This is a genomic window from Anaerobiospirillum sp. NML120511 (genome assembly GCF_023050955.1).
Taxonomy (GTDB): domain Bacteria; phylum Pseudomonadota; class Gammaproteobacteria; order Enterobacterales; family Succinivibrionaceae; genus Anaerobiospirillum.
Genome location: NZ_JALKIK010000107.1, coordinates 1 through 1513, shown reverse-complemented (window position 1 = coordinate 1513; position 1513 = coordinate 1). Strand labels below are relative to the sequence as shown.

Here is a 1513-nt window from a genome sequence, read left to right as displayed (position 1 = left end):
GATGAGAGTTAACCGGAATACGGTAATTGATGCTGTAGTTGTTCTGCTTTTCGTTGGAGCGGGCATAGACCACAGACAGACGGTCAGCCATGCCAGCTGGAGAGATAACCTCCATCAGACCGCCAAAGCGGTAGCGTCCGGCGCTCTTGTTGCCGTAATTGTCAGCAAAGACAGCGAAATTGACCTGATCACCATCTGGAGCAGCCTGGAAATCAACATCACGATAGAGGCCTGCAGCATCAGAGTTATCAATCTGACCGGCAATATTGAAAGTACCGATATCAGAGAGCTTGAGCAGACGCTCATCAAGCTCACCCTCAACAATATCCTTGCCCTCAAGCTCATAGACATCAGTCATGAGGTACTTCATATAGTCATCAGAGACATAGGAGACGTTCTCGAGGTTGAAGTTGTTGTACTTCGGATTGACCACAGCAAGGTCTACCCAGCCATCGACAATGCTCTGAGCAGGCAGGTAGGCCTGAGACAGGGTATAGCCCTTATTGCGGTAGAAATCGGTAAAGCTTTCCAGTGCCTGCTGCAGGGTACCGGCATCAAGTGGTGCTCCGCGCAGATGGTCAACAGAGCTGAGGGCGGCGGCAGTCAGAGCCTTGTCCTCATAGCGTGGAGCAGCTACCAGGCGTACACCCTGCAGGCCGCTGCCAGCGGTGGCCGCTGCAGCGCCAGCAGCGCCGCCTGCGGCTGCAGCACGGAAGTGCTCAGCAGCACTGGCACCTGCGCTCCGGGACAGAGCTGCACCGCCATTGAGGGCAGCTACAGGAGCAGACTCTGGACCTTCCTCTATCATTGGGTTGACGCGGCGGGCGTTCTCGGAGGCCTTTTCCTCGGCTGTGGCCAGGCTGGCACCGGTGGCAGTTGTCAGGGATGGTACAGCTGCGACAGCTGGCGAGGCTGGGACAGCTGCCACAGCTGGCAGGGCGCAGCTGCAGTCGCTGTCTGAGCTACATTGCATACCTTCGGTGCCGTCATAGCGGGTGATTTTGACATCGGTAATGGTGAAGTGGGAGAGGGCCTCCTGCTCTACTGCACAGGTACGGTCAGAGAAGGCAGAGTCGCAGCCACCTGTTGCCAGGGTAATACCCTCGGAGCGGCTGGCGCTGTCCTTATAGAAAGTTGCGGCTTCAGTCAGGGCTGAGGCCAGAGTGCTGTCGGATACGTGGCCGTCTACACGCTCAGGCTCCTGAATGCTCTGAGAGGTCAGTGGAGTGCCAGTGCAGGTGCTGGCGGTCTGGCAGCACTGCTGGGCGTGGGCGGAGTGGCTGGAGGCTGCTACGGCCATACCGGCGGTTACAGCGAAGAAACATACAGCGTTAGTCAGAAAATCGAATTTCATACTTATGCCTGTCAGATTGAAGATTGAGATAAGGGTTAAGGGTCATGCACTTGTTCATGACCGTGGCCCTATAGTCGCACTCCGTTTTTCAGCTCGATTTTACGAAACAAAAAGAGGTCCAAAAATGGCCCACTTGACAGCCGTTTTTCGTGACCTGGA

At 55.9% G+C, this 1513-nt stretch carries 1 protein-coding gene; it reads right to left on the bottom strand.

Features of this window, described 5'->3' with window-relative positions:
- A partial coding sequence (locus MXE39_RS12830; protein ID WP_246978677.1) for a POTRA domain-containing protein occupies positions 1-1354 on the bottom strand: 1354 nt, incomplete at its 3' end.
- Positions 1355-1513: the final 159 nt, after the last annotated feature.